This is a genomic window from Nocardia sp. Marseille-Q1738, from assembly GCF_965283145.1.
In genome coordinates, this window is sequence record NZ_CBDIMS010000001.1 from 1,516,612 (window position 1) to 1,535,872 (window position 19,261).

The following is a 19,261-nucleotide window of genomic DNA, read 5'->3' on the forward strand; positions in this document are numbered from 1 at the left end:
TCGTTCGCCGAGCCGGTGCCGAATGGATACCGAAGCGCCCCGGGGCTTCAGGTCTGTCGGTGCCCGCCGGTAGCGTGGATGGGCGATGGACATCACGGTGGCTCCCAAGACGCAAACGGGTCGGGTCGTGCACCCGGATCCGACATCGAAACCGCTGGTCGCAAGGAACGACGCGGAGCGGCCGCAGCATGCCCCCGTGCCGCAGGCACCGCTATCGGAGGCCGAGCGGGAACAGCAACGGGTCGAGCGGGAGAAGCGGCGTGCCGAGGAGGCCGAACGGCTGCTCGACGGGCTGAATCCGCCACAGCGCGCGGCGGTCGTGCACACCGGATCGCCGCTGCTGATCGTGGCCGGCGCGGGGTCCGGCAAGACGGCCGTGCTCACCCGGCGCATCGCCTACCTGCTCGCCGCGCGTGGCGTGACCCCGGGCCAGGTGCTCGCCATCACCTTCACCAACAAGGCCGCCGCGGAGATGCGAGAGCGGGTGAGTGGGCTGGTCGGCCCGCGTGCGAACGCGATGTGGGTGTCCACGTTCCACTCCAGCTGCGTCCGGATCCTGCGTACCCAGGCGGCGCTGCTGCCCGGCTTGAATTCGAATTTCTCGATCTACGATGCCGACGATTCCCGGCGCCTGCTCACCATGATCAGCCGCGATCTGGACATCGACGCCAAGAAGTACTCGGCACGCCTGCTGGCGACCGCGATCTCGAATTTGAAGAACGAGCTCATCGATCCGGCCAGGGCCGCCGCGGACGCCGAATCCGACGATGCCGAGCTGCCCGGCCTGGTGGCCAGGGTCTACACCGAATACCAGCGCAGGTTGCGTTCGGCGAACGCGCTGGACTTCGACGACCTGATCGGTGAGACGGTGGCGCTGCTGCAGAACCACCCGCAGGTCGCGGAGTACTACCGTCGCCGTTTCCGGCACGTCCTGGTGGATGAGTATCAGGACACCAACCACGCGCAGTACGTCTTGGTGCGTGAGCTGGTCGGGCACCATGCGGACGACGGAGAAGACCGGCCGCAGGACCGTGTCCCGCCGAGCGAACTGTGCGTTGTCGGTGACGCCGACCAGTCCATCTACGCCTTCCGCGGTGCGACCATCCGCAATATCGAAGAGTTCGAGCGCGATTTCCCCGACGCGGAGACCATCCTCTTGGAGCAGAACTACCGCTCCACGCAGCACATCCTCTCCGCCGCCAACGCGGTGATCTCGCGCAACGAGAAACGGCGCGAGAAGAAGCTGTGGACCGATTCCGGCGAGGGCGATCTGATCACCGGCTACGTCGCCGACAACGAGCACGATGAGGCGTCCTTCGTGGCACGCGAGATCGACCGGCTGGTCGACCAAGGCGAGGCCAATTACGGCGACGTCGCGGTGTTCTATCGGACCAACAACAACTCGCGCGCGCTGGAAGAGATCTTCATCCGGATGGGACTGCCCTACAAGGTGGTCGGCGGTGTCCGCTTCTACGAGCGCAAGGAGGTGCGCGACATCGTCGCCTACCTGCGCGTGCTGGAGAACCCGGACGACGCGGTGAGCATACGGCGCATCCTCAACACGCCCCGCCGCGGCATCGGCGACCGAGCCGAGGCATGCGTGGCGGTGCACGCCGAACAGCGCGGAATCGGTTTCGCCGCCGCGCTGCGCGATGCCGCGGACGGGAAGGTGGCGCTGCTGAACACCCGCGCGCAGCGGGCCATCGCGGGCTTCCTCGACCTGCTCGACGAGATCCGGGCGGCGGGCGAACGCGCGGAGTCCGATTTTCCCGATGTGGGCAATGTCGTCGAGGCGGTGCTCGAGCGCACCGGTTATCGCGCCGAGCTCGAGGCGTCCGACGATCCACAGGACGGCGCACGCCTCGACAACCTCAACGAATTGGTCAGCGTCGCGCGGGAATTCAGTTCCGAGGCGCACAACAACGCGGAGGCGGCCCGGCAGGAGGGGCTGGTGCCCGAAATAGGCGAAGGCGAGCCCGACCCGGGTTCGCTCGCCGCGTTCCTGGAACGGGTCTCCCTGGTGGCCGACACCGACCAGATTCCGGACGAGGGCTCCGGCGTCGTCACGATGATGACGTTGCACACGGCCAAGGGCTTGGAGTTCCCCGTGGTGTTCGTGACCGGTTGGGAGGACGGACAGTTCCCGCACATGCGGGCGCTCGGCGATCCGACCGAGCTGGCCGAGGAACGCCGCCTCGCCTACGTCGGCATCACCAGAGCAAGGCGGCGCCTGTATCTGACCCGAGCGGTCGTGCGCTCCGGCTGGGGACAGCCGGTTTCCAATCCGGAATCGCGCTTCCTGCAAGAGATTCCGGGTCATCTCATCGACTGGCGCCGCCTCGAGCCGGCCGGATCGTCCGCGACCAGGGGTATCCGGCGGCGCGGCGGTGACGACGACGGGTTGGAGCGCGACTGGACGCGGGGCGACGGCTGGTCGGAGCCACGGCCGGGCCTGCGGGACCGGGGCCCGCGCAGGCCCGCGCCCGGCGGAGCGACGCGCAATAACACGAATTTGACACTCGCCGTGGGCGATCGGGTCAGTGACGACAAATACGGTCTCGGCCGCGTGATCGCCGCCGAGGGCTTCGGGCCGCTGGCCACCGTGACGATCGATTTCGGCACCGCGGGCAAGATCCGGCTGATCCCGCAATACAGCCGAACGCTGGTCAAGCTCTGAGCGTGCGGGCCGCGCCCAGCACGGGCGGGCCGGTACGACGGGGCCTTTCGACCCTGCCCTTGGTCCCGCCGCGCCGGTAGGGTCCGCGGCATGGACACGGTCGCACAGCACATCCTGTGGTTTCTGCCCATGCTGTGGCTCGGCATGGTGCTGGCCATCTCGTTCCTGGAGGCGCCGTTGAAGTTCCGCGCCCCCGGCGTGACGCTGCCGCTCGGCCTCGGGATCGGTCGCTTGGTGTTTCGCGCGCTGAACGCCGTCGAGGCCGCGCTCGCCACGCTGCTGGTGCTCGCCGCGTTGATCGTGGCGCCCGGTGCGGCCAGCTGGTCATGGCTGGGCGTCGCCGTGGCGCTGCTCGCCATCCAGATTCTCGTGGTGCGGCCGCCGCTGACCCGCCGTGCCGACCGCGTTCTGGCAGGCGAGAACCTGCCGCGTTCGCACGCCCACTACTGGTACATCGGCTTGGAGGTCGCCAAAGTGGTCGCGTTGCTCGGCCTGGCGATCGCTGCCGCGCCGTAAGGGTCTGCGTCACAGGCGATTCGGACAGCACTGACCGCGAAACCCGTGTGGCGGGTCCGCAGTGTGGCCGGGCGGGTCGCTCAGTCGCGCATCTGGCCGAGGCTGATGCCGCGGGTGGCCAGCCAGGGAACCGGGTCTACCTTGTCGACGCCGTTCAACCAGACCTCGAAGTGGCAGTGCGGTCCGGTGGAAAAGCCGCGATTGCCCATCGTGGCGATCTGGTCGCCGGCCAGCACGCGCTGGCCCTGCGAGACCGTGGCGGTGTCGATGTGGCCGTAGATGGTGACGGTGCCGTCGTCGTGGAGCAGGCGGACCCACATGCCGAAGCCTGCGGCGGGGCCCGCCTCGATCACGGTGCCGTCGGCAACCGCGTAGATCGGGGTGCCGATCGGGCCCGCGATGTCGATGCCGAGGTGCTGCACGCCCCAGCGGGCGCCGAATCCAGAGGTGAAGTTGCCTGCGGCGAAGAACTTGTGGAACAGCGGGCGAAGTTTCGCGGACTCCTGCGCGGCGAGATCCTCCGCGTACTTCTGGCCCTTCTGCAGGATGTCGTTGAACTGGTCCAGGTTGGCGGGTGCCGAGACGTTCAGCACCTGCGGCGATTCCAGTGAGGCGCCGGGGTCGGCCACGTTCATCGACTGAGCGGCAATCTCGTGGATCTGCCCCGCGGCTTCGTAGTCGACGGTCTGCGACGGCTGCTCGGGCGAGGCTAACGCGGCCTGCCCGGCGGCGACGACCGCACCGGCGGCGACGGCGGCGACCGCGGCGCGGCCCTTGAGGGCGGCGGGCGGTGCGGGCACCCGGTGCGCGCCACCACGCTTGTTCGCGGCGCGGCGCGCGGGGATCACGGTCGGCACGGCCGGGAGCTCGGTCCCGGTTTCGGTCGACTCGGGTCCGGCGGTCTCCGACGCCCAGGATTCCTCCGGGGCCCAGCAGCCGGTGTCCTCGGCGACCCATTCCTTCGCTTCCGGCGCCCAGTGCTCCTCTTCGGCCCACGCGTCACCGTCGGACCACGCGCCACCGTCGGACCACGAGCCCTGTTGTGACCAATCCTGCTGGGCCCAGGCGTTGTTCGACGCCCAGGAGCCGTCGTAGCCCGTGCTCTGGTCGGCCGCGTGGTCGTACGCCGCGTGGTCGTAGGCCGCGTCGTGAACCGGGGGTTCGAACGACGCGTGATCGGTTGCGAAGCCGGGCTGCTGGCCCGCGGCCGCGTGATAGTCGTACTGCGAGGCCGCGCCGTACTGGGAATCCCCATATCCGTCGATCTGGGTATCCGGGTAGGGGCTCGCCGCGCCGAAGGACTCGTCGTCCTGGCGGTAACGATGTCCGGATCGCAGGCGATCATCGGAGGCGAAGGTGGAGCGATAGTTCATCGGCGGTGCCACATCGTGAAGCGGGAAGAACTCGAATATCCGCTGGTCGGCGGCGTCGATCGGTCGTATGCGGAGCGGCTCTCAGGCTGCGGAGCGCTGTGCTGCGTCAAAGCTTGCCGTCCTCCTAGTCGTGACCGTGTTGTGACATCGACCGCAATGACGGTAACGAAACGATTGCGCCCCCACAAGCGCTGCGGACATTCCGTAACAAACATGTGAGATTGATCACTTCGACCGTGCTGAATATCTCACCGCGGTATGGGCACACCCGAGAGATCGTTCGACGACAAGCTGTAGTAGAACCTGGCCCGCTCCCGGGTTCGGCGGCTCTACCTGGCATGCCGTCAGCTACCTACTCGTCAGTAGCGGTGGCCAGCGGTTTTGCCGAGGCGCGGCACCGGTCCGTGACCTGCGCCACTTAGGATGAACGTGGCCGATTGGCCCTCCATGTGACTGGTTAAAGTCCGACCCGACCCGCTTCCGACGTCGGGCCGCCAACAAAGACGTTGTCATCACAACGCAGACGAGACGGTGAGTACATGGATCTCTTCGAATATCAGGCGAAGGAGCTCTTCGTTAAGCACGGAGTGCCTTCGTCCGAGGGCCGCGTCACGGACACGGCCGAGGACGCCCGCGCGATCGCGGCGGAAATCGGCAAGCCGGTGATGATCAAGTCCCAGGTGAAGGCCGGTGGCCGCGGCAAGGCGGGTGGCGTCAAGTACGCCGCCACCCAGGACGACGCGTTCACGCACGCGCAGAACATCATCGGCCTGGACATCAAGGGCCACATCACCAAGAAGATCCTCGTCGCCGAGGCCAAGGACATCGCGGAGGAGTACTACATCTCCTTCCTGCTGGACCGGGCCAACCGGACCTACCTGGCCATGTGCTCGGTCGAGGGCGGCATGGAGATCGAAGAGGTCGCCGCGACCAAGCCGGAGCGGCTGGCCAAGGTTCCGGTCGACGCGGTCAAGGGCGTCGACCTGGCGTTCGCGCGCTCGATCGCCGAGCAGGGCCACCTGCCCGCCGACGTGCTGGACGCCGCGGCCGTGACCATCCAGAAGCTGTGGGAGGTCTTCGTCGCGGAGGACGCCACCCTGGTCGAGGTCAACCCGCTGGTGCGCACCCCGCAGGACGAGATCCTCGCTCTGGACGGCAAGGTCACCCTCGACGAGAACGCCGGATTCCGCCACCCGGAGCACGAGGCGTTCGCGGACAAGGACGCGACCGATCCGCTCGAGCTGAAGGCCAAGGAGAACGACCTCAACTACGTCAAGCTCGACGGCGAGGTCGGCATCATCGGCAACGGCGCAGGCCTGGTCATGTCGACCTTGGACGTCGTCGCCTACGCGGGCGAGAACCACGGCGGCGTGAAGCCGGCCAACTTCTTGGACATCGGCGGTGGCGCCTCGGCCGAGGTAATGGCCGCCGGTCTGGACGTCATCCTGAACGACGAGCAGGTCAAGAGCGTGTTCGTCAACGTGTTCGGCGGCATCACCGCCTGTGACGCGGTCGCCAACGGCATCGTGAAGGCGCTGGAGATCCTGGGTGACAACGCGAACAAGCCGCTGGTGGTCCGCCTCGACGGCAACCGGGTCGACGAGGGTCGCAAGATTCTCGTCGAGGCCGCGCACCCGCTGGTGACGCTGGCGCAGACAATGGACGAAGGCGCCGACAAGGCCGCCGAACTGGCAGCCGCCCGATAACGACGGCCGAGTAAGGACGAAAACAATGTCTATCTTCCTGAACAAGGACTCCAAGGTCATCGTCCAGGGCATCACCGGCGGCGAGGGCACCAAGCACACCGCGCTGATGCTGAAGGCGGGCACCCAGATCGTGGGCGGTGTGAACGCGCGCAAGGCGGGCACCACCGTCGCGCACACCGACAAGGACGGCAACGCGGTCGAGCTGCCCGTCTTCGGCACCGTCGCGGAGGCCATCAAGGAGACCGGCGCCGACGTGTCCATCGCGTTCGTGCCGCCGAAGTTCGCCAAGGACGCCATCATCGAGGCGATCGACGCGGAGATCCCGCTGCTCGTGGTCATCACCGAGGGCATCCCGGTGCAGGACACCGCCTACGCGTGGGCCTACAACGTGGAGAAGGGCGCCAAGACCCGGATCATCGGCCCGAACTGCCCCGGCATCATCACCCCCGGCGAGTCGCTGGTCGGCATCACCCCGGCCAACATCACCGGCAAGGGCCCGATCGGCCTGGTCTCGAAGTCCGGCACGCTGACCTACCAGATGATGTACGAGCTGCGTGATTTCGGCTTCTCGACCTCCATCGGCATCGGCGGCGACCCGGTCATCGGCACCACCCACATCGACGCCATCGAGGCGTTCGAGAAGGACCCGGAGACCAAGCTGATCGTGATGATCGGCGAGATCGGCGGCGACGCCGAGGAGCGTGCGGCGGCCTACATCAAGGCCAACGTCACCAAGCCGGTCGTCGGCTACGTGGCGGGCTTCACCGCTCCCGAGGGCAAGACGATGGGCCACGCCGGCGCCATCGTGTCCGGCTCGTCGGGCACCGCCCAGGCGAAGAAGGACGCGCTGGAGGCCGCGGGCGTGAAGGTCGGCAAGACGCCGTCCGAGACCGCCGCGCTGGCCCGCGAGATCCTGGAGAAGGCCAGCATCAGCGCCTGATCCGGTACGCATCACGCACGAAGGCCGCCTCCGAATTCGGGGGGCGGCCTTCGTCATGTGTGGCCGGTGGGCTCAGGCTTGGGCAGCAGCCGAGCGTCCTGACCAGCCACGTGTGGAACCGTTGGTCTTGCGGGAACTCGTCGTGCTTTTCCTCACCCCTTCACACGAAGCGGCCGGACAAATGGTTCACCGGCATAGGTGATTCCCCGTCCTCGAGAAGCCGGACAGTGTGAAAACAGCCACCGCGGGCAACAGTTAGGTAGGCGGTCGGTGGTCTCGCTAGAGGCTGCGGGTCGGACACGTGTCTCGAAGCGTGCGGCGACCTGCCGGGACGCGGACGGATTCGCTCGTCCCGGCGATCGGCGCAGGGTGACCTGGGCCGGGCAGTGCAGTAGCGTCAGAAGTAATCCAGCCGTGAAGACCATGAACGACTCGATTTAGGAGACGACGACATGTCATACCCGACCGGGGGCTCCGGGTACAACACACCCTCGCCCTCAGCGCCATCCAGCCAGAGCGCTGCTCCTGGTGGCGCCACTTCAGGTTCGAGCGCTACCGGTTCCGATGCCAAAGGTCTGCCGTTCCTCCTGGTGGTCGGCGTAGCGGCGCTCGGCGTGATCAACTTCCTGCTCGGCTTCCTGCCGTTCCTTGGCAGCAAGCCGATCGACCTCGGCGGACGGCGGGTCAGCGAGCCGGAGACGGCCAACCTTTTCGAGGTGGCGTCCGGCTCGCCGCTGCTCGGACTGCTGCTGCTCGGCGGCCTGCTCGCCGGGCTGTCGTTGCTGCCGAAGCAGAACTGGATCGGCGCGGCCGCCGCGGCCTCGACGGCGGGCTTCATCGCGCTGCTGTTCCAGTCGTTCAGCTTCGGTGAGGGCAGCGAGCTGGAGGTGGGCGCGTACATCGTGCTGGTCCTGGCGTTCGTGCAGACCGCGGTGGCGATCACCGCGGCGCTGTTCGACGCGGGCATCGTGAAGGCGCCCGCGCCGCGCCCGGCCACCGCGCCGAGCGGGTTCGGGCAGGGCGGTTACGGCCAGCAGCCCCCGTCGTTCGGGCAGGCGCAGCAGTCCTTCGGGCAGGGGCAGCCAAGTCAGCCCGGTTACGGACAAAGCGGGCCGTACGGGCAGTCCGGCTACGGCCAGTCGGCCCCGCCGCAGTTCCCGTCGCAGCAGCCTTCGCCCTACGGGCAGAGCCAGCCGAGCTACGGCCAGGGGCAGCAGACCCAGCAGGGCCAGCCCTACGGCCAGCCGCAGTCGCCCTACGGGCAGAGCCAGCCGACCACGGCCTACGGCGCGTCCCAGCAGCAGGGTTCGCCCTACGGCGCGCAGCCGCGTCCGGACGAGAGCGCGACCCAGCACTTCGGCGGGCAACCGTCCGGCCAGCAGTCGCCCTACGGTTCACAGGGCTTCGGACAGCAGCCGAGCCAGCCGAGCCAGCCGTTCGGCGGCGAGCAGGGTGGCGATCCATCCTCCGACGCCACCCAGGCATTCCGTCCCTCGGACGACAACAACAAGTAACGCCGCGCCGCTTCCCGGCGCGACAGCAGCGTGGCAGCTCCTCTTCCGGCGCGCCTGACCCGCTCGCGCCGGGGAAGCTGCCACGCTGAAAAGCCATGAGCTCCCCCAGAACCTCCTCGACGCGCCGAACCCGCGCGTCGCAGCCGCATCCCGATGCGGACGAGGCCGGGTTTCTGTCACTGACTCCGGAGCGATCCAGGGTTCTCGTCTCGGTCGCGGCCCGTCCCGCGGCATTCGGGCTCACCACCTTCGCCGTTCTCGTGCTCGTCACGCTGCTGACCTCGGGCAGTGATCTCGCGGGCGCCTCCGGCGCGGTCGCCGCCAGCTGGCTGGGCGCGCACCAGGTTCCGCTGGTGATCGGCAAGACTTCGCTCGGCCTGCTTCCGCTGCTGCCGACCGCGCTGCTGGTCTGGCTGGCCGGGCGGGAATGCGCACAGGCCGCGGAACCGGACTGCACCAAGGCCGATCTCGGGTGGATCGTCGGTGCCGCGGTAGGCGGTCCGCTGCTGGTCACGTCGGTCTGCCTCGCCGTCGCCGAAGACGCATCGGGTGTCATCGCGCTGCAACCCCCGAACACCCTCGCCGCCTTCGCGTGGGTCGCGGTGCTGTATCTGCTCGCCGCCGTCGCGGGCATCGCCATTCGTATCCGCCGACTGCTGTTCGTGCTGGTGCCCGTACCCGACTGGGCCGTCTCGGGGCTGTACGGCGCGGGCCGGTCGGTGTTGCGGCTGCTGGGCTGCGCCACCGCGGTGGTGGTCGTGTCGTTCCTCGCGCACGTCTCGCGGGTCGATGACACCTATCAGTCGGCGGGTAACGCTGTGGGCGTAATCGGACTGACCCTGCTCTCGCTGCTCTATCTGCCGAACCTGGTGGTCCACACGGTCGGTGTGCTGGTCGGCTCCAGCGCGCATGTCGGCGCCGCCTCCTTCGGCGTGTTCTCGGTGGTCGGCGGCCCGATTCCGGCTTTCCCGCTGCTCGCCGCGGTACCGACGGGGCCGGCGGCGGGATGGTGGCTGGTGCTGTTGCTCGTCCCGGCCGCGGTCGGCGTGCTCGGCGGGCTGGATTGCGCCCGTACCTCGACCGACCGGATCACCGCACCGTGGGCGACGCTCAGCTCGGCCGCGCTGGCGTCGCTCGCCCTGGCGGTGGCGGGCGCGGTCGCGGGCGGCCAACTCGGCACGTTCGGCCGGGTCGGGCTGGACCTGCCGATCTTCATGCTGATCACCTTCGCCTGGCTCGCGATTCCCGGCTACGCGGGTCTGGCGTTCGCACGCTGGTTCCTCGTGCCGGTCGGCGTCCCGCCGGCCGACTACACCGATCCGTACGACGACTACGACGACTACGACGACGAAGACGACGATTACTACGCCGACTCCGACCACGACGACTACTACGCGGACGACGACTACTACGACTACCGCGACGACGACCGCTCGCTCGGCTACGACATGCCGGAGCTGGAAGACGCACTCGACGCCGAGCTCCTCGACGAACCGGCCGCGATCGAGACGGGCGATGCGCGCCACGGCGACCCCATGGCCGACATCGTCGACGCCGAGGTGGTCGAGACGGACCTGCCGGACAGTGACCGGGTGGATGGTCGTTAGGCTCTAACCCGGCGGTGCCGCATCCGTACGCCATACCGATCGATCGCAGGAGTATTACGCTGACGTCCTCGCATGCCCCGTGGAAGCCCGCCGCGGCGCCGGCCACCGTCGTCGTGCTGGCGTCGGGCACCGGCTCGCTGCTGCGCGCACTGTTGGACGCCGCGTCCGCTCCCGGCTATCCGGCGAAGATCGTCGCCGTCGGCGTCGACCGCACCTGCGCCGCCACCGGCCACGCGGACGCCGCGGGCGTGCCGCATTTCCGGGTGGCGCTGAAGGACTTTCCCGACCGCGCCGCCTGGGATGTCGCGTTCACCGACGCGGTCGCGGCCTACGCCCCGGATCTGGTGGTGTCGGCGGGCTTCATGAAGCTGCTCGGCCCGGCCTTCCTGGACCGGTTCGGCGGCCGGATCATCAACACGCACCCGGCGCTGCTGCCCGCGTTCCCCGGCGCGCACGGAGTTCGTGACGCGCTGGCCTATGGAGCGCGGGTCACCGGTTGCACGGTGCATCTGGTGGACGAGGGTGTGGACACCGGCCCGATCCTCGCGCAGGAGGCGGTGGCGGTGCTGCCCGGTGACGATGAGGCCACCCTGCACGAGCGCATCAAGGTTGTCGAGCGACGGTTGCTGGCGGAGGTCGTCGCCGCCGTCGCCACGAGAGGCATTGTCTCCGACGGACGAAAGGCAGTTATCCCAGATGAGCGAGTTCTCCGGTGAGTGAACGCAAGCCGATCAGCAGGGCGCTGGTGAGCGTCTACGACAAGACGGGTCTCGTCGAGCTCGCGACCGGTCTGCACGCCGCGGGCATCGAGCTGGTCTCGACCGGATCCACCGCGGGCAAGATCGCCGACGCGGGCATCCCGGTGACCAAGGTCGAGGACCTGACCGGGTTCCCGGAGACCCTCGACGGCCGGGTCAAGACGCTGCATCCGCGGGTGCACGCGGGCATTCTGGCCGACTCGCGCAAGCAGGAGCACGTCGATCAGCTGGTCGAACTCGGCGTGGAGGCGTTCCAGCTGGTCGTGGTGAACCTCTACCCGTTCACGCAGACCGTGGCGAGCGGGGCGAGTCCCGACGAGTGCGTGGAGCAGATCGATATCGGCGGGCCGTCCATGGTGCGCGCCGCGGCGAAGAATCATCCGTCGGTGGCGGTGGTGGTCGACAGCCGCGACTACGACGACGTGCTGGCCGCGGTGAAGTCCGGCGGGTTCACGCTGGCCGAGCGGACCGCTTTGGCGGCCAAGGCTTTCCAGCACACCGCGAGTTACGACGTCGCGGTCGCGAGCTGGCTGACCAACGTGCTGGCTGTCGACGGTGAGGCCGACGCGGCGGCGACCCGGTTCCCCGAGTGGCTCGGCGGCACCTGGGAACGCTCGGCGGTGCTGCGCTACGGCGAGAACCCGCATCAGGCCGCCGCGCTGTACACCAACGGCGACGGCAGCCTCGGGCTGGCGCAGGCACGGCAGCTGCACGGCAAGGAGATGTCGTACAACAACTACGTCGACGCCGACGCCGCCTGGCGGGCGGCCTTCGACCACGAAGACCCGGCGGTCGCGATCATCAAGCACGCGAACCCGTGTGGCATCGCGCTCGGCGCCGATATCGCCGAGGCGCACCGCAAGGCGCACGCGTGCGATCCGGTCAGCGCGTTCGGCGGGGTGATCGCCGCGAACCGGGAGGTCACCGTGGAGATGGCCGAGCAGGTCGCGGAGATCTTCACCGAGGTGATCGTCGCGCCGTCCTACGCCGACGGCGCCGTGGAAGTGTTGCAGCGCAAGAAGAACGTGCGCATCCTCGTCGCCGAGCCGCCGCGGCGCGCGGGCACCGAACTGCGCCCGATCAGCGGCGGTGCGCTGTTGCAGCAGCGCGACGTGCTCGACGCCGCGGGTGACGACCCGGCCAACTGGACGCTGGCCGCGGGCGAGCCCGCCGACCCGCAGACCTCGGCCGATCTGGCGTTCGCTTGGCGCGCGTGCCGTGCCGTGAAGTCCAACGCGATCCTGCTCGCCCACGACGGCGCGTCGGTCGGCGTCGGCATGGGCCAGGTCAACCGGGTGGACGCGGTCGGTCTCGCGGTGCAGCGGGCCGGTGACCGGGCCAAGGGCTCGGTGGCCGCCTCCGACGCCTACTTCCCGTTCCCGGACGGACCGCAGACCCTGATCCAGGCCGGTGTCCGCGCCATCGTCCAGCCCGGCGGCTCGGTGCGCGACCAGGAGACCATCGACCTCGCCCGCGAGGCAGGTGTCACCCTGTACCTCACCGGGGCGCGCCACTTCGCCCACTGACGTAGGGCACCAGCGAGAAAAGGCCGCGTCGGGCCCTCGGTCCGGCGCGGCCTTCGCTGATCCCTAGACCGCGCTGAGCACCGTGCGGTTGCCCAGCGGCGCTTTCAGCGGCACCTCCAGCGTGCCGAAAACCGCGATCATCGTGCACATTCGGGCCACCGCGTCGGCGCGGGTGCCCGAGCGCAGTTCGACCGTCACCGTCGAATCGGTTTCGGTGACCGTGGCATCCACGCCGTAACACTCGGGCGTCCCGGTTTGGAAGTTCACGGCTATCTTGTCGTCCGCCAACCTGGTCCATGATCGGAACGGGATCGGATGCGCGCCGACGATGGTCGGGTCGGCGGTGAACACGGTGCCCTGGTTCCCGTGCGGGTCCTCGATCGGTGTGCTCGGCGCCGCGGTCTGCGTCGTGCTCGTGTCCGGTTGTGGTTCCGTGTCTTTCGAGTCGCCGCAGCTCGTGGCCGCGAGGCAGGCGAGCACTACGGCGACAGCTGCGGCGGCGCGTCCGGCCGGTATCCGATCCATGCCGCAACCCTAGTCCCGGCGCTCTTTCGCGATCGGTGGCCTCGGTGGAAACGACAAAGACCCCCGAGTTCCTCGGGGGTCTCTCGCGTATCGAAAGCCCGACTAGCGGCTGGTGAACGGCAGCAGCGCCATCTCACGGGCGTTCTTCACCGCGACAGCGACCTGGCGCTGCTGCTGCGGGGTGAGCCCGGTGACCCGGCGGCTGCGAATCTTGCCGCGATCGGAGATGAACGTGCGCAGCAGGTTCACGTCTTTGTAGTCGACCGTCTCGATACCCGCGGCGATGAGCGGGTTCTTCTTCGGGCGACGGGCCTGCTCGGCGCGAACCTTCTTCGAGGGTGCTCGCTTGACTGCCATATGACGGGTTCCTTCTCACGAGATCAGTGGTTGCCTACCAGCTCGATTTGTGCACACCGGGCAACTCGCCCCGGTGGGCCATCTCGCGCACACGCACACGGGAGAGTCCGAACTTCCGGAGATGACCGCGCGGTCGTCCGTCGGCGGCGTCCCGATTGCGCAATCGTACCGGACTGGCGTCTCGCGGCTGGCGCCGCAGTTCGGCTTGGGCGGCCTCCCGATCGGCGTCCGAGGTGCCCGGCTTCCGGATGATTTCCTTCAACTCCGCGCGGCGCGCGGCGTAGCGCGCCACGATCGCCCTGCGCTGCTGATCGCGTGCGATCTTCGACTTCTTGGCCATCTCAGCGCTCCTCGCGGAAGTCGACGTGCTTGCGCACGACCGGGTCGTATTTGCGCAGCACGAGGCGATCGGGGTCGTTGCGGCGGTTCTTGCGGGTCACGTAGGTGTACCCGGTGCCCGCGGTGGACTTCAGCTTGACGATCGGGCGGATGTCGGTCGATTTCGACGCCATGGGTCGCTCCTTTAGATCTTGTCGCCGCGCGCCCGGATCCGGGCCACCACGGCCTCGATCCCGTCCCGGTCGATGGTCTTGATGCCCTTGGCGGAGACGGTCAGCGTGATGCGCCGGCCTTCGCTGGGCAGGTAGTAGGTCTTGCGCTGGACGTTGGGGTTCCAGCGGCGGCTCGTCCGCTTGTGCGAGTGCGACACGGACTTGCCGAATCCGGGCTTGCGCCCGGTGACCTGGCAGTGGGCCGACATGCGGACTCCCTCCAGTAGATGACAATCGTTTTCGACAAAGGCTGACCGGGACTGTACCGTTGTGCGACGGCAAATGAAAATCGTTACCGAAAGGGGTTGCCGGTGGTCGCCGCAGATTCCACCCTGTTCCCACCCGAGTCCGACCGGAGGACGCCCGTGGTGGTGCTCGCCGGTTTCGCCGGACTCGCCGCGGCGGGCGTGGATCACGCGGCCGCGGCGCTGGGCGCGGCGCCGGGTACGGTCGTCGTCCGCCACGACCTCGCCCAGTTGCGCGAGGGCATCGTGCACCGGACGGTGCGCACCGCGACGGGGGAGACCTCCGCCGTGCTCGAGCTCGCGCACGGCTGCGTTTCCTGCACGCTGCGGATGGACCTGCTCCCGCTGCTGTGCACACTTGCGCGGCGCGATGCGGTCGACCGCATCGTGCTCGCGCTCGATCCCGCGTTCGAGGCCGAGGCGGTGTGCCAGGCCATCGAGCACGTCGTGGTCACCGGCGTGCACGGTCGCGTCGACGGTCCCGCCGGGCGCGACGTGCGGGTGGACGCGGTGCTCGCCTGTCTGGACGCCGGCACGTGGCTCGCCGACGCGACCGGGGAGGACACGCTCGCCGAGCGCGGCCTCGCTCGCGCCGACGACGACCGCACGGTGGCGCAGGTCGCGGTCGGTCAGGTCGACTTCGCCGATGCCGTCATCGCCCTCGGCGCCGTGGACACGCACGAGACGCTGCTCGACGCGCGGACCGAGCGGGGCAAACTCGCCGCGGTGCTGGCGCGGCTGGTCCCCGGTGCGCCGGTCGACTGGGTCGACGAGCCACACGAACTCACGCCCGCCGGGGTCGAAGCGCTGCTCGCGCGCATCTGCGCCGACTCGCGGCGCGGCCGCATCTTCGACGCCCACGCGCCGCTGCTGCGCGGCACCCCACCCTTGACCAGCGACTACGGCGTCGTCCTTGTGGAGTTCGCCGCGGGACGCCCGTTCCATCCCGGCCGCCTGCACGAGGCGCTCGATGTGCTGTTCGACGGCGTGGTGACCGCGCGCGGCCGCCTGTGGCTGGCGACCCAGCCCGACGAGGTCGTCTGGCTGGAATCAGCGGGCGGCGGCCTGCGGGTGGGCGGCGCCGGGCGGTGGCTGGCCGCGATGTCCCCCGAGGAGCTGGCCGAGGTTGACCCGGAGCGCCGGGCGATGGCCGCGCTGCGCTGGGACGAGCGTTTCGGGGACCGGGACATCTCGCTGGCGATCCTGGTGCACGACGCCGATCCGGCGGAGATCCGCGAGGCGCTGCATTGGGCACTGGTGGAGGACGAGGAACTGCTGCTGGTCGAGCAGGCACCCGATCTGGTGGCCCAGTGGGAGGACCCGTTCGGGGAGTGGCACGCCGATCCCTGCGCGGACGGCGACGCCGCGGACCGAGCGGTCGAAGACGTGAAAAGCCCGAGAGGAGAGGCGAAATGAAGAAGGGAATCCATCCCGACTACCACCAGGTGGTCTTCGAGGACGTGAGCACCGGCAAGCGGTTCCTCACACGTTCCACGGCCACCAGCGCGCGCACCGTGGAGTGGACGGACGGCAATACGTATCCGCTGCTGACAGTGGATGTGACGGCCGACTCGCACCCGTTCTGGACCGGCGCGCACCGCGTGCTGGACACCCAGGGACGGGTGGAGAAGTTCGAGCGCAAGTACGGCAAGCGCGTCCGAGGGGAGGCCTGACATGGCGGTGCCGAAGCGGAAGATGTCGCGATCGAACACCCGAAGCCGCAGGGCGAACTGGAAGGCCGCACCGGTCGAACTGGTGCCGGTCACCGTCGGAGGCGTCGTGCATCAGGTACCGCGCAGGCTGGTCGCGGCCGTGCGGCGCGGCCTGATAGATCTCGATCGGCTGTAATCCTTGGCAGCGCCTGCGGCGCTGCGTATTCGGTGTGGGACTCCGAGTGATGGCTTGCTACTGCTCGTTTGCTATCGGGGCGGCAAACTTGGCGCAGCTGGTCGGTTGTCCGAAAACCAGTGGTGACGTGACCTTGGAACGAATCCACACCCCTCATGGCTATCATTCAGCTACCGATATGGCCTGCATCACGTCGCACTATTGCGTCCAGTGCGGTTGCGATCGGATAGCTACGTCATGAAATCGATACCGCCGGTTGGTTTTTGGTGGCGAAAAAGTACGCCGAAAATGATGCGCACAAGGTCGGACAGCGGTACCCTCGTGCTCGAGGGCGGGTTCTCCTGGTCCCCAGGAGAACCCGCTCATCGCCAATCTGAACGGCGTCTCGCCGATCCGGCTCTCCCAATCCCCTTCTCCCACCGCCGATCCCGGCTACCTAACGGTGGCGGCGATGTGCGGCTCAGTTTTTCGAGGTCAGCTCCGCAGGTCCGGCCTTGTCGTCGGTCTCGTGCCGCTCGGCGCCGTCGTGGCCCCGCGACCCGGCCAAGTCCGCCCACAGCGCCTCCAACCGCGCCAGCTGCTCACCGACCAGCGCGGCGGGACCCTCGATCAGCGAGAGCGGCCACGGCAAGTGCGGCCCGTCCAACCGCTGCACCTGCTCGGTCAGCTCGGCTGTTGTCGCCTCCAGTTCGCTGATCTCGGTCCGCAATTCGACTATTTGCGTTCGCAATTCGGCGTATTGGTGCTCCAACTCACCGATGCGCGCCATCGCGGCGGCCAACCCGTCCACCAGCGTGCGATGCTCGCCGTCCACGTCGGTGCCGAGCTGCGGCCAGCCGGACAGGCCGGGCCCGCGCAGCTGAACCTGGATGTCGCGCAGCACTGCCTCTTGTTCCGGCGTCACGTCCGGATCCTCCCGTTCAAAGAAATCCACTGGCCGAAACCGGGTCCCGGCCTTCACATGGCAGCGCCGCCGACCGTCACCGGGCGACGCGCGCGACGCACGCGTGTCCGACGCTACGGCGGTACGTGAGCAGCTAGCTGGGCAGGCCTCGGGCACCGTCCCGCACCGCGAAGTCGAACTCCACGGCGCACGCTGGACGTCCAGCGGCGAAGCCCGGACCGAAAAGCATGGCTCCCACTGTAAGTCGATCGGGCGGGTCTTTCCGGGTCATCGCCGAATCCCGCCTACACCGATCAGCGCGAATCGGGGAGGCGGGTCGGCCAGCGTCGCGAAAACGGACCTGCCGCAGCGCGACTCGCCGTTCCGGGCGGCGGGCGAATCAGCTGGCGGGCTCCAGCTTCGGTCGGCGCGGCTTCGGCGGGGTAGCGAATTCGCGGCGGTCCGGAGCGATCAGCACCGCGGAGATCGGAACCGTCAGCGCCAGCAAGCCGATGACGAACATCGGGAACACGAAGTCGAACAACTCCACACCCTCGGGCACCTTCGCCGACCGATCCACGTCGAAATGCAATGCGGCCATCGCCGTGTAGTAGGTCGCGACCACACCGACGCCGAACAGCAGCACCGTCGCGGCGCGGGCCAGCGGGAAACGCACCGCCTGGAACGACCAGAGCGTCGCGGTCGCGGTGATCACCCCGATCACCGCCGAAACGGCGGCCAGCCAGATCGTCACGTCGACCGAACCCTGGATCGCGATCGAGCCGATGCCAAGGTAGTGCGTGAGAGCGATGCCGAGGCCGAGAACCAGCCCGCCGGGCAGCAGCAGCGCCAGGCGCGGTTTGCGGCCGATGGTCAGCAGCGCGGCCAGGACCGTCACGATCGACACCACCAGAGCCGCGACCAAGCGGCCCGAGTCGTAACGCATCGCGCTCCCCGGCACTCGCAGGCCGAGCATGGCCACCGACGTGGCCAGCCACGCCCCGACGCCGCCGAGCGAGATGGCCGCGGAAACCAGCCATACGAGCCGGAACTGGACCGAGCGCGCGCTGTGCACGAGGCATGCGAGGCCGACTACCGCGCCGAGCACGGAGATGCCCAAGGTCAGCGCGACCAGCCAGTAGCCGAGCGCGAACTGATCGACGGACGCCCCGGCGCCATTGCCCGCGGCCAGCGTCGCGACCTCACGCATGCCGGGCGGTTCCTTCCAGTTCGCTCGCCTTCAGCTGGGCGATCGCGTACTCGGTCACCGCGGCCAGCGCCTGGCGCACCTCGATCGCGTTGCGCGCGTCGATATCCACGATCGGCACACCCTCGCGGACCGAAAGCGCCTCGCGCAGCTCCGCGATCGGGAAGCGCGGCGCGTCGGGGAAGCGGTTCACGGCGATCAGGAACGGCAGCTTGCGCGCCTCGAAGAAGTCGACCGCGGCGAAGCTGTCCTCCAGCCGCCTGGTGTCGATCAGCACCACGGCGCCGATCGCACCGCGGATCAGGTCGTCCCACATGAACCAGAACCGTCGCTGGCCCGGTGTGCCGAACAGATAGAGCACCAGGTTGCCCGGCAGGATGATCCGGCCGAAATCCATGGCGACCGTGGTGGTTTCCTTCTCCGGCGTCTCGGCGAGATCGTCGATGCCGTCGGAGTAACGGGTCACCATCGCCTCGGTGCGCAGCGGAACGATCTCCGACACCGCACCGACGAACGTCGTCTTGCCCGCGCCGAAGCCGCCGGCGACGACGATCTTCGTCGAGGCGACCCGGTTCTCGAAGCCGTCCGGCCCAGGAGCGTTTCCTGTTCCGGTATTCCCACTTGGCCCGGGATTTCCACTGGGCCCCAGATTCCTATAGGGCGCGGAGTCCACGCAATGTCCTCTCCATCAACGAACGTCGCTCGTCATAGCTCGCCTCTTCGGTCAGGGTCGAATGCACGCGCATGGTGCCGTCGACGACGAGGTCGCCGATCACCACCCGGACCATGCCCAGCGGCCGGTCCAGATGTGCCGCGATCTCCGCGACCGACAGCCGATGCGTGCCGAGTCGCAGTATCTCGGTGCGGATGTCGCCGGTCGGCCAGTCGAGATGTGCAGTGTACGACAAGGTTTCGATTACTGCCTCCAGCGGCAGCTCGATCGCCGGTTCGGTACGCCCGGAGGTCAGGGCGTACGGCCGGACGCGGGTGGTTGGTCGTGGTCCGGGGCCGTATGGGTTGGACATCTC

At 68.6% G+C, this 19,261-nt stretch carries 21 protein-coding genes; 11 read left to right on the forward strand and 10 right to left on the reverse strand.

The genetic code is table 11. The features are described 5' to 3' along the window. Nucleotides 1–85 precede the first annotated feature (85 nt). Both pcrA and ACWPXK_RS06745 read left to right on the forward strand, forming a co-directional pair. The gene (pcrA, locus tag ACWPXK_RS06740; protein WP_454195107.1) at nt 86–2,677 is read left to right on the forward strand and encodes a DNA helicase PcrA; all 2,592 of its coding nucleotides are present in this window, start codon (nt 86–88) and stop codon (nt 2,675–2,677) included. A 90-nt stretch (nt 2,678–2,767) separates the two neighbouring features. Then, the gene (locus ACWPXK_RS06745) at nt 2,768–3,193 is read left to right on the forward strand and encodes a hypothetical protein (protein ID WP_454195108.1); all 426 of its coding nucleotides are present in this window, start codon (nt 2,768–2,770) and stop codon (nt 3,191–3,193) included. Between the two features lie 80 nt (nt 3,194–3,273). Here ACWPXK_RS06745 and ACWPXK_RS06750 read toward each other — a convergent pair whose 3' ends face one another. Continuing rightward, nucleotides 3,274–4,566: a M23 family metallopeptidase gene (locus ACWPXK_RS06750; protein WP_454195109.1), complete on the reverse strand. Its 1,293-nt coding sequence runs from the start codon at nt 4,564–4,566 to the stop codon at nt 3,274–3,276. A gap of 539 nt (nt 4,567–5,105) precedes the next feature. Here ACWPXK_RS06750 and sucC point away from each other — a divergent pair. The 6 genes from sucC to purH all read left to right on the forward strand — a co-directional run bounded on the left by sucC (nt 5,106) and on the right by purH (nt 12,617). Next, a complete protein-coding gene (gene sucC / locus ACWPXK_RS06755) occupies nt 5,106–6,272 on the forward strand; it encodes an ADP-forming succinate--CoA ligase subunit beta (protein WP_454195110.1) in 1,167 nt (388 codons plus the stop codon). 25 nt (nt 6,273–6,297) lie between these two features. Next, nucleotides 6,298–7,212, forward strand: coding sequence for a succinate--CoA ligase subunit alpha (sucD, locus tag ACWPXK_RS06760; protein WP_040782761.1), 915 nt, complete (start codon nt 6,298–6,300; stop codon nt 7,210–7,212). Nucleotides 7,213–7,664: 452 nt separating this feature from the next. Further along, complete coding sequence (locus tag ACWPXK_RS06765) at nt 7,665–8,726, forward strand: DUF5336 domain-containing protein (RefSeq protein ID WP_454195111.1); 1,062 nt, start codon at nt 7,665–7,667, stop codon at nt 8,724–8,726. 95 nt (nt 8,727–8,821) lie between these two features. Further along, entirely contained in the window at nt 8,822–10,333 is a 1,512-nt protein-coding gene (locus ACWPXK_RS06770) for a cell division protein PerM (RefSeq protein WP_454195112.1), read from the forward strand. Nucleotides 10,334–10,371: 38 nt separating this feature from the next. Continuing rightward, the gene (purN, locus tag ACWPXK_RS06775; protein WP_454195471.1) at nt 10,372–11,049 is read left to right on the forward strand and encodes a phosphoribosylglycinamide formyltransferase; all 678 of its coding nucleotides are present in this window, start codon (nt 10,372–10,374) and stop codon (nt 11,047–11,049) included. Beyond that, nucleotides 11,046–12,617 carry a bifunctional phosphoribosylaminoimidazolecarboxamide formyltransferase/IMP cyclohydrolase gene (gene purH / locus ACWPXK_RS06780; RefSeq protein WP_454195113.1) on the forward strand — a complete coding sequence of 524 codons (1,572 nt, stop codon included), beginning with the start codon at nt 11,046–11,048 and terminating at the stop codon, nt 12,615–12,617. Before purN ends, purH begins: the two co-directional genes overlap by 4 nt. A 63-nt stretch (nt 12,618–12,680) precedes the next feature. Here the strand turns inward: purH and ACWPXK_RS06785 are convergent, their stop codons facing one another. The 5 genes from ACWPXK_RS06785 to rpmB all read right to left on the reverse strand — a co-directional run bounded on the left by ACWPXK_RS06785 (nt 12,681) and on the right by rpmB (nt 14,259). Next, nucleotides 12,681–13,142 carry a hypothetical protein gene (locus ACWPXK_RS06785; RefSeq protein ID WP_454195114.1) on the reverse strand — a complete coding sequence of 154 codons (462 nt, stop codon included), beginning with the start codon at nt 13,140–13,142 and terminating at the stop codon, nt 12,681–12,683. A gap of 102 nt (nt 13,143–13,244) precedes the next feature. Continuing rightward, complete coding sequence (rpsR, locus tag ACWPXK_RS06790) at nt 13,245–13,499, reverse strand: 30S ribosomal protein S18 (protein ID WP_011211513.1); 255 nt, start codon at nt 13,497–13,499, stop codon at nt 13,245–13,247. Between the two features lie 34 nt (nt 13,500–13,533). Next, complete coding sequence (gene rpsN, locus ACWPXK_RS06795; protein WP_454195115.1) at nt 13,534–13,839, reverse strand: 30S ribosomal protein S14; 306 nt, start codon at nt 13,837–13,839, stop codon at nt 13,534–13,536. 1 nt (nt 13,840) lies between these two features. Then, on the reverse strand, nt 13,841–14,011 hold the full coding sequence (gene rpmG, locus ACWPXK_RS06800; RefSeq protein WP_019049259.1) for a 50S ribosomal protein L33: 171 nt from the start codon (nt 14,009–14,011) through the stop codon (nt 13,841–13,843). Nucleotides 14,012–14,022: 11 nt separating this feature from the next. Next, nucleotides 14,023–14,259 carry a 50S ribosomal protein L28 gene (gene rpmB, locus ACWPXK_RS06805; RefSeq protein ID WP_067474136.1) on the reverse strand — a complete coding sequence of 79 codons (237 nt, stop codon included), beginning with the start codon at nt 14,257–14,259 and terminating at the stop codon, nt 14,023–14,025. 102 nt (nt 14,260–14,361) lie between these two features. Between rpmB and mrf the strand changes: the two genes are divergently transcribed. From mrf to rpmF, 3 genes are read left to right on the forward strand one after another with little or no spacing between them, the layout of a single operon-like run. After that, nucleotides 14,362–15,711, forward strand: coding sequence for a ribosome hibernation factor-recruiting GTPase MRF (gene mrf, locus ACWPXK_RS06810; RefSeq protein WP_454195116.1), 1,350 nt, complete (start codon nt 14,362–14,364; stop codon nt 15,709–15,711). Then, complete coding sequence (locus tag ACWPXK_RS06815) at nt 15,708–15,968, forward strand: type B 50S ribosomal protein L31 (protein WP_454195117.1); 261 nt, start codon at nt 15,708–15,710, stop codon at nt 15,966–15,968. Before mrf ends, ACWPXK_RS06815 begins: the two co-directional genes overlap by 4 nt. 1 nt (nt 15,969) lies before the next feature. Next, entirely contained in the window at nt 15,970–16,143 is a 174-nt protein-coding gene (gene rpmF / locus ACWPXK_RS06820; protein ID WP_364324093.1) for a 50S ribosomal protein L32, read from the forward strand. A gap of 460 nt (nt 16,144–16,603) precedes the next feature. On the opposite strand, the gene ACWPXK_RS06825 is transcribed toward rpmF, so the two are convergent. The 4 genes from ACWPXK_RS06825 to ACWPXK_RS06840 all read right to left on the reverse strand — a co-directional run bounded on the left by ACWPXK_RS06825 (nt 16,604) and on the right by ACWPXK_RS06840 (nt 19,258). Further along, nucleotides 16,604–17,047, reverse strand: a complete 444-nt coding sequence (locus ACWPXK_RS06825; RefSeq protein ID WP_454195118.1) for a hypothetical protein — start codon at nt 17,045–17,047, stop codon at nt 16,604–16,606. A 379-nt stretch (nt 17,048–17,426) separates the two neighbouring features. Beyond that, nucleotides 17,427–18,236 (reverse strand): MHYT domain-containing protein, encoded by an 810-nt coding sequence (locus tag ACWPXK_RS06830; protein ID WP_454195119.1) that lies wholly within the window; start codon nt 18,234–18,236, stop codon nt 17,427–17,429. Then, nucleotides 18,229–18,786: a GTP-binding protein gene (locus ACWPXK_RS06835; protein WP_039801302.1), complete on the reverse strand. Its 558-nt coding sequence runs from the start codon at nt 18,784–18,786 to the stop codon at nt 18,229–18,231. The genes ACWPXK_RS06830 and ACWPXK_RS06835 overlap by 8 nt, the downstream gene beginning before the upstream one ends. 100 nt (nt 18,787–18,886) lie before the next feature. Further along, nucleotides 18,887–19,258: a DUF742 domain-containing protein gene (locus ACWPXK_RS06840; RefSeq protein ID WP_364324099.1), complete on the reverse strand. Its 372-nt coding sequence runs from the start codon at nt 19,256–19,258 to the stop codon at nt 18,887–18,889. Nucleotides 19,259–19,261 lie beyond the last annotated feature (3 nt).

Excerpts from the sequence above, each read along its gene's own strand:
- pcrA (WP_454195107.1), top strand. The coding sequence starts at position 86 with ATGGACATCACGGTGGCTCCCAAGACGCAAACGGGTCGGGTCGTGCAC.
- ACWPXK_RS06745 (WP_454195108.1), top strand. The coding sequence starts at position 2,768 with ATGGACACGGTCGCACAGCACATCCTGTGGTTTCTGCCCATGCTGTGG.
- ACWPXK_RS06750 (WP_454195109.1), bottom strand. The coding sequence starts at position 4,566 with ATGAACTATCGCTCCACCTTCGCCTCCGATGATCGCCTGCGATCCGGA.
- sucC (WP_454195110.1), top strand. The coding sequence starts at position 5,106 with ATGGATCTCTTCGAATATCAGGCGAAGGAGCTCTTCGTTAAGCACGGA.
- sucD (WP_040782761.1), top strand. The coding sequence starts at position 6,298 with ATGTCTATCTTCCTGAACAAGGACTCCAAGGTCATCGTCCAGGGCATC.
- ACWPXK_RS06765 (WP_454195111.1), top strand. The coding sequence starts at position 7,665 with ATGTCATACCCGACCGGGGGCTCCGGGTACAACACACCCTCGCCCTCA.
- ACWPXK_RS06770 (WP_454195112.1), top strand. The coding sequence starts at position 8,822 with ATGAGCTCCCCCAGAACCTCCTCGACGCGCCGAACCCGCGCGTCGCAG.
- ACWPXK_RS06785 (WP_454195114.1), bottom strand. The coding sequence starts at position 13,142 with ATGGATCGGATACCGGCCGGACGCGCCGCCGCAGCTGTCGCCGTAGTG.
- rpsR (WP_011211513.1), bottom strand. The coding sequence starts at position 13,499 with ATGGCAGTCAAGCGAGCACCCTCGAAGAAGGTTCGCGCCGAGCAGGCC.
- rpsN (WP_454195115.1), bottom strand. The coding sequence starts at position 13,839 with ATGGCCAAGAAGTCGAAGATCGCACGCGATCAGCAGCGCAGGGCGATC.
- rpmG (WP_019049259.1), bottom strand. The coding sequence starts at position 14,011 with ATGGCGTCGAAATCGACCGACATCCGCCCGATCGTCAAGCTGAAGTCC.
- rpmB (WP_067474136.1), bottom strand. The coding sequence starts at position 14,259 with ATGTCGGCCCACTGCCAGGTCACCGGGCGCAAGCCCGGATTCGGCAAG.
- ACWPXK_RS06815 (WP_454195117.1), top strand. The coding sequence starts at position 15,708 with ATGAAGAAGGGAATCCATCCCGACTACCACCAGGTGGTCTTCGAGGAC.
- rpmF (WP_364324093.1), top strand. The coding sequence starts at position 15,970 with ATGGCGGTGCCGAAGCGGAAGATGTCGCGATCGAACACCCGAAGCCGC.
- ACWPXK_RS06830 (WP_454195119.1), bottom strand. The coding sequence starts at position 18,236 with ATGCGTGAGGTCGCGACGCTGGCCGCGGGCAATGGCGCCGGGGCGTCC.
- ACWPXK_RS06840 (WP_364324099.1), bottom strand. The coding sequence starts at position 19,258 with ATGTCCAACCCATACGGCCCCGGACCACGACCAACCACCCGCGTCCGG.